The following is a 7,075-nucleotide window of genomic DNA, read 5'->3' as shown; positions in this document are numbered from 1 at the left end:
CAGGAGACCGGGATCCACCCCACAAGCCATGGCCAGATCCGATGAGGGGCTTGGGTAAATTCGGTTCCTCGCTCTGGCGCCGAGGATCCCACCAGGTCACGGGGCGGTGGCCGTGGGGCGCGATCTTGGCCGTGCACGGCGGCGGGTGAATGTCCGCGGGAAGGCCCGGCTTCGGGCACTGCCACGGCGTGGCGGTGCGCCGGTTTGACCTCTGCCGGCCACGCCGTCGAACCGACCGCGGGCCTCGCGCCGGGCGGTTCAGGGGCGGTGGGTCGGCCAGACGGTGAGTTCGGTGACCTGGGCGCGGGCGGGTAGCGCGAGGGTGTGGGCGACGATGTCGGCGAGGTCGTCGGGCCACAGGAGGCAGTCCGGCCGCCAGGTCCTGTCCTCGGCCTGGAAGATCTTCTCCTGCATCGGGGTCGCGGTGCGGCCGGGATAGATGCTGCATACCCGGACCCCGTTGCTGGACATCTCCGCCCGCAGGCTGTCCGCCATGGCGCGCAGGGCGTGCTTGGTGGCGGCGTACTGGCTGACGCCGGCGCTCGCGGCCAGGCCCTGGGTCGAGTTGACGAAGACGACGTCGCCGCTGGTGCTCCTCAGGTCGGGGATCAGCCGCTGGGTGAGTGTGTAGGGAGCCTGGACGTTCACCGCGAACTGCAGGTCCAGGTCGGCGACTCGCGCCCCCGCCAGCTGGCCGCGCCGGTAGGCGCCCGCCGAGTGCACGAGCACCGACACCGCGCCGAGGCAGCCGTGGACCGCGTCGAGCAGCCCGGACTGCTCGTCCGCGTCCGTCAGGTCGGCGGGAAAGTGGTCCAGCGCGAGGCCGGCGCCGTCCGCCTCCTTCACCAGGCTCTTCAGCGCCTGCTCGTTGCGGCCGGTCGCCAGCACCCGGACGCCGTCACGCGCCAGCCGTAGCGAGATCGCCCGTCCGATCCCGCTGGAGGCCCCCGTCACCAGCGCCCCGCGGCCCGCGAGGCCGGGCCCGAGCGGTGGGTGTCCCTCGGACGCTGTCGGCCCGCGCTCGTCGTCGTCGCCGTCCGTGCGGCTGGTCGCGGCGCGCGTCCGGTCACCCGCCGGTCCGGCTGCCCTGCCAGCGTCGCGCCGATCTCCAGCCATCCTGGTCGCGACCTCCTGCCCGCACTCCTCAGGCTCTCGTCGAGCCCGGTACAGGCAAATCTACCCTTACGTAAGAGTTGATTTACAAGAGGGGCCGTCGCTGGGACGGCGGGACCTGACCGGAGGTGGGCCTAGGCCCCGTTCAGGTTCGGGGGGCGGCTGGATGGGATGGCGGTCGCCTCCGGCCTAGCGTGATCGTTGTGAACGATCAGATGGCATCGACCGGCCCCGCCGGCCCCGCCGGCCTCGCCGGCCTCGCCGACCCCGCGGAGACGACGGAATGGGACGACTGGCGGCGGGCTGATGATGATCGGCTGTGGGGAAGCGGCCTGCTGCGGCTGGGGCTGCGAGTCGTGCTGCCGCCGGTCGACCTCGTGGTGGGCCTTGTCGGGTTCGTCGCGACGGTGACGCTGCTGGCGCTGTCGGTCGGCCTGGTGCCGCTGATCTGGCTCGCGCTGCCGTTCTTCCTGCTGCTCGGCGTCGTCGCTCGTGGCCTGGCCGGGTTCGAGCGGCACAGACTCGGGCTCTTCCTCGGGGTCGAGCTCGGGCCGTCGCCGGCGGCGCCGCGCGGCTTCAGGGCGTGGCTGCGGGATGCCGCGACCTGGCGGRCTGTCGCCTACCAGCTGGTCAGGTGGGTGGTCGCGACGCTGTCGTTCGCGCTGACGATGTCCGCGTGGGGGGCGTCGCTCGCGCTGCTGTCGATGCCCGGCTGGCTGCACCGCGTCCCCGGCCGGCGGGCGGACCTCTGGATGTTCCACGTCACGGACATGCGGACGGCCTGGCTGCTGTGCGCCGCCGGTGTCGTCGTGGGCGTCGTCGGCCTGGCACTGGCGTACGGCTTCGGCACGGCGGCCGCGGCGATGGGCCGGCGCCTCCTGCCCGGGCAGGGCGGGCGGGACGGGTGGGATGAGCGAGGCGAGACGCCCGCCGTCGCTGGCGCCAGCTACCTGGGCGGCGCGCCGATGCGGCTGACCGCCGGCCGGGCGGCGGTACTCGCCGTCGGCCTCCCGGTCGTGCTCGCGATCGCGTCCTTCAACGCGGCCGACCTCGTCGGGCTGATGGCCCGGACCAGCGCGCACCACACCGCGCGCTACGCCTGGAACGGCGGGCTGATCACGCTGAACGCGAGCGCCGGCGACGTCCACGTCAAGACCGGCGACGACACGCGGGTGGATGTCGCCTACACCGAGCACTACGCGCTGCGCACCCCGACCGTCGCCGGCGAGGCGACGGCGGACGGCGGCGTCGCGCTCACCGCCCGTTGCCGAGGCGGAATCTTCGACCAGTGCGCGGTGAACTACACCCTGACGGTCCCGCGCGGCGCCCGGTTGACCCTGCGCACCGGCAACGGGTCCGTCGACATCTCCGGCGTGGCCGGCCCCGTCTCCCTCCGAACCGGCGACGGCCCTGTCCGCGTCACCGACACCACCGGCCCCGTCACGGCGCGGACCGGCGACGGAAGGATCGTCGTCTCCCGGTCCAGCGGCTCGCTCGACCTGAGCACCGGCGACGGCGGCATCACCGGCGACGGCCTGACCTCGCCGTCGGCCACCGTGCACACCGGGGACGGCCGGATCGCGCTGACCTTCGACACGGCCCCGTCAGACGTGTCCGCCACCACCGGCGACGGCGGTGTCACCATCGCCCTGCCCGAGGACGGCCCCTACCGCGTCGACGCGTCCACCGGCGACGGCCGCACCCGCGTCACGRTCCCCACGGCACCCTCCGCCCCACGCGCCATCCGCGCCCACACCGGCGACGGCACCGTCACCGTGGCGCCCACGCGGCGGTAGGGCGGCAACAGGTCGGCCGCCATGGAGCTGTCCGGAGGCCGCCGCCTACGCGGGTGTGTTCGCGCGCGACCGTACCCAGGCGGCGAACGTCTCGATCCCGTCGACGACGGCCTCGAAACGCGGCGAGTGGAACAGGTCGAGGGCGTGCTGGCCGCCGGGCAGCTCGGCGTAGACGACCGGGCTGGACGACACGGCGCGCAGCCGCGCCACGAACTCCCGGGCGTCCTCCACCCGGGCCACGTTGTCCCGGTCGCCGTGCGCCACGAAGAACGGTGGCGCGTCCGGCCGGGCGTAGTCCAGCGGTGAGGAGGGCGCCCGCCAGCCCGGGTCGGTGCCGTAGTCGCCGTAGTAGCCGCCCAGGCAGACGACGGCGGTGACCGAGGTGTCCGCGGTCTCGAAGCCGGGCTGGTGCGCGGGGTCGTCGGCGGTCAGCGCGGCCAGGGACATCAGGTGCGCCCCCGCGGAGCTGCCCGCCACGAAGATGGTCGACGGGTCGGCGCCGTACTCCGCGCCGTGCTCCCGAGCCCAGGCGATCACCTTCTTCGCGTCGGCCAGGTGTTCGCGCAGGCCCGCGGCCGGGCGAAGCCGGTAGTTCGCGCTTATGCAGACCCACCCCTCCCTCGCCAGCCGGTGCAGCATGGGGAGTGACTGGGTGCTCTTGCGGCCGCCGGTGTACCGGCCGCCGTGAAGGTGGATCAGCACTGGGCCGCCGGCGGGCCGGGAACGATCGTGGTAGACGTCGATCAGGTTCCGCCAGCCCTCGTCGCCGTAGGGAATGTTCTTCACCCGTCTGACGCCGGGCCCGCGGACAGGGAAGGGGCCGAACAGGATCCGGCCGTACCGGCGGAGCCGTCGCCCGTTCGTGGCGGGCGCGTCGAGCCCGGCGCCCCGGCCCGCGTCGAGCGCCTCGTCGAGCGCCTCCTCGACCGCCGGCCTCGCCCGCGTGCCGAGCCAGGCGACGACGGCCACCCCGACAGCGATCAGCACCGCCAGGCCGAACGTCAGCCAGCCGCCGACCGAGTCGACATCCCCAGCCGTGAAGGCGAGCAGCGTGACGACGAGCAGATAGGCGAGCGCGAGCAGCGGCAGCTCGTTCCAGGCGATGCCCCACAGATAGGCCGCCTTGGCCAGGAGAGGCGGCCGGCGCGGCGGGGCGAGCGCCACCAGCACCGCGCACCCGATCAGAACGACGGCCACCAGATATCCCACCGGCATCGCGCGGTTCCTTCCATCAGGCGTACGGCCAGATCTCTGCCCATACCGCGTCCACTAAAGTGATATCACTTTTTGTCGCCCGTGGCGATCTCATCCTCCCCGGCCGGCCGTCGCCTGGGTGACGGACATTACGGGCGGCGGCCCGGCGGGCGGAGCTACGTTTGCGGGCGGCGTGCCGGACAGGCGTGGCGGCGGCCACCGCTCCGGCTGGACACCCGCGGGGCCCTCGGAGGTGCGCTGGTGACATCGGAAGGCTCCGTTGGCTCCTTCGAGGGGCGGGGGGACCGGAGCCTCGACCGCGCGATCGTCACGCTCGCCGCCCCGGCGCTCGGCGCGCTGATAGCCGAGCCCTTGTTCCTGCTCGCCGACACCGCGATGGTCGGCCATCTCGGCGCGGCCGCCCTGGGTGGGCTGAGCCTCGCGGCGTCGGTACTGCAGACCGCCGTAGGGCTCATGATCTTCCTCGCCTACGCGACCACGCCGACGGTCGCCCGGCTGCGCGGCGCCGGCGACCTGCGCGGCGCGGTGTCGGCGGGCATCGACGGGCTGTGGCTGGCCGCCGCCCTGGGCGTGGCCCTGGCCGTCGTCGGCTGGTGGGTGACCCCGGCGCTGCTGCGCGCCTTCGGCGCGGGCGCCTCGGTGGCGCACGAGGCGTCCGTCTACCTGCGGATCTCGATGGCCGGCCTGCCGGCGATGCTGCTGGTCTACGCCGCGGCCGGGCTGCTGCGCGGCCTCCAGGACACCCGCACCCCGCTCGTCGTCGCGGGGGCGGGCTTCGCGGCCAACGCCGCGCTCAACGGCACCCTCATCTACGGCGTGGGCTGGGGCATCGCCGGCTCGGCCGCGGGCACGGTCCTCGCCCAGTGGGGCATGGTCGCCGCCTACCTGGTGATGGTCGCCCGCCACGCACGCCGCGTCGGGGCGAGCGGCGCCCCCCGTCTCGTCGGCGTGCTGCGCGGCGCGCACACCGGTTTCTGGCTGCTCCTGCGCACGGCGAGCCTGCGCGCCGCGCTGCTGCTCGTCACCTATGTCGCGACCGCGCTCGGCTCGAACGAGCTCGCCGCGTTCCAGATCGCGATGACGCTGTACTTCACCGCGGTCTTCGCCCTCGACGCCCTCGCCGTTGCCGCCCAGGTGCTCGTCGGCGACCGGCTCGGCGCCGGTGACGTGCGCGCCGCGCGCATCGTGCTGCGCCGCTGCGTCGCCTGGGGGATCGGCGGCGGCCTCGCGCTGGGGGCCGTGTTCGCGGCCCTGGCCTGGGTGATCGGCCCGGCCTTCACCAACGCGGCCGACGTCGCCGACCTGGTCGTTCCCGCGGTGCTGGTGCTTGCCGCCACCGCGCCGCTGAGTGGGCTGGTCTTCGTGCTCGACGGCGTGCTCATCGGCGCCGGCGACAACCGCTACCTCGCCTGGACCGGTCTGCTCAACCTCGCCGTGTTCGCCGTGCTGGCGGGGGCGGTCCTGCTGTGGCGGCCGACTGGCGCGACCGGCGTCGGCTGCCTCATGGGCGCGTTCGCCGGCGGCTACCTCGCCGCCCGCGCCGCCACCCTCGGCCTGCGCGTCCGCGGCAGTCGCTGGCTCGTCGTCGGCGCCAGCCGCTGACGGACCGATCCACCGCGTGCCGCGAAGGCGGCGCAGGCGCCATCGCTTGGCGCCGATATCGCTTGGCGCCGATATCGCTTGCGACCGGGCCGGTCGCGTGAGGAAGGTGGTGGGCCAATGAGATCGACGAGCCGAAGGGCCGAAGGAGAGCAAGCGGTGGACGGGTTACGCGAGGACAAGGCGCAGATCAGCGAGGTGCTGATCCGATACGCGACCGGGATCGACCAGCGGGACTGGGAGCTGTTCCGGACCTGCTGGACCGACGACGTGGAGGCGGACTACGGCCTGCGCCTCTCCGGCGCCGACGCGATCATGGACTACATGGCCACGGCTCACCGGGACATGGGCGACACGCGTCATCAGCTGTCGAACCTGGTGATCGACGTGACCGGCGACCAGGCGACCGCCCGCTCCTACGTGCACGCCGTCCTCATGATCCGCCCGGATGACCCGAACGCCTTCATCGACGTCATCGGCAGCTACGACGACACCCTCGTCCGCACCACCGACGGCTGGCGCATCGGCCGGCGCACCTTCCACCTCGTCCGCATGATCACCACCGGCGGCAGCCCTGACTGGGAGGCCCCGCTGAGGTCCATCCGCCGGGCCTGACACCGCCGGGCCTGACACCGCCGGGCCTGGCGCCGCCGCTCCTGGCGCCGCCAGTCCTGACACTGCCGGTCCTGGCGCCGCCGGTCCTGGCGCCGCCGGTCCTGACACTGCCGGTCCTGACACTGCCGGTCCTGACACTGCCGGTCCTGACACTGCCGGTCCTGACACTGCCGCTCCTGGCGCCGCCGGTCCTGACACTGCCGGTCCTGGCGCCGCCGGTCCTGGCGCCGGCCGAACCGCGCGGCCGCCAACGGTCCGCGGAAGGCCGGGACCAGCCGGCCGGCCGCGCTCCCCGCTCCGCGTGGTGTGCCTCAGATGCGCTCGTTCCCACAAAGCCAGTGAGCCGATCCGAACGGCCATGGCTGGGGTGAACCCGGTCCGCCGTCACGCCTGGACCGTGCCCGACGCCAGGGCCGAGGGCATCCTCGCGAACATCCGCCTGGCGCACTCACCACCAAGACCGCGCCTCACGGCCAGCGACCCCGTGATCTGGTGCGATTGTCGGCGCCAGAGCGAGGGACCGAATTTACTCAAGCCCCTCATCGGATCTGGCCATGGCTTGTGGGGTGGATCCCGGTCTCCTGGGCCCCAGAACCCAGGGACGGATGAGCGTGGCCGTGGGGCCGTCGGCGCCAGAATCCCGGAATCCATCGGGCCATGATCTGGTGGCATCGTCGGCGCCAGGACTCTGAGGATCCCACCAGATCATGAACCTCTCGTCCCGGATGGGGCGCGGG

At 73.5% G+C, this 7,075-nt stretch carries 5 protein-coding genes; 3 read left to right on the top strand and 2 right to left on the bottom strand.

From position 1 onward, the window contains the following. Positions 1 to 258 precede the first annotated feature (258 nt). Positions 259 to 1,116, bottom strand: coding sequence for an SDR family oxidoreductase (locus tag BL253_RS26255; protein WP_076819990.1), 858 nt, complete (start codon positions 1,114 to 1,116; stop codon positions 259 to 261). Between the two features lie 212 nt (positions 1,117 to 1,328). Here BL253_RS26255 and BL253_RS26250 point away from each other — a divergent pair, with 212 nt between their 5' ends. Further along, the gene (locus tag BL253_RS26250; protein WP_131831574.1) at positions 1,329 to 2,909 is read left to right on the top strand and encodes a sensor domain-containing protein; all 1,581 of its coding nucleotides are present in this window, start codon (positions 1,329 to 1,331) and stop codon (positions 2,907 to 2,909) included. 45 nt (positions 2,910 to 2,954) lie between these two features. Here BL253_RS26250 and BL253_RS26245 read toward each other — a convergent pair whose 3' ends face one another. After that, on the bottom strand, positions 2,955 to 4,124 hold the full coding sequence (locus tag BL253_RS26245) for an alpha/beta hydrolase (protein ID WP_076819988.1): 1,170 nt from the start codon (positions 4,122 to 4,124) through the stop codon (positions 2,955 to 2,957). Between the two features lie 240 nt (positions 4,125 to 4,364). Here BL253_RS26245 and BL253_RS26240 point away from each other — a divergent pair, with 240 nt between their 5' ends. Next, positions 4,365 to 5,726, top strand: a complete 1,362-nt coding sequence (locus BL253_RS26240; RefSeq protein WP_241835148.1) for an MATE family efflux transporter — start codon at positions 4,365 to 4,367, stop codon at positions 5,724 to 5,726. A 156-nt stretch (positions 5,727 to 5,882) separates the two neighbouring features. Continuing rightward, entirely contained in the window at positions 5,883 to 6,338 is a 456-nt protein-coding gene (locus BL253_RS26235) for a nuclear transport factor 2 family protein (protein WP_081438707.1), read from the top strand. Positions 6,339 to 7,075: the final 737 nt, after the last annotated feature.

Origin of the sequence: Pseudofrankia asymbiotica (assembly GCF_001983105.1) — a bacterium.
Taxonomy (GTDB): Bacteria; Actinomycetota; Actinomycetes; order Frankiales; family Frankiaceae; genus Pseudofrankia; species Pseudofrankia asymbiotica.
The sequence above is the reverse complement of the archived record's forward strand: the minus strand, read 5'-3'. Positions and strand labels throughout refer to the sequence as shown.

Coding starts and splice junctions, on each gene's coding strand:
- BL253_RS26255 (WP_076819990.1), bottom strand. CDS start 1,116: ATGGCTGGAGATCGGCGCGACGCTGGCAGGGCAGCCGGACCGGCGGGT.
- BL253_RS26245 (WP_076819988.1), bottom strand. CDS start 4,124: ATGCCGGTGGGATATCTGGTGGCCGTCGTTCTGATCGGGTGCGCGGTG.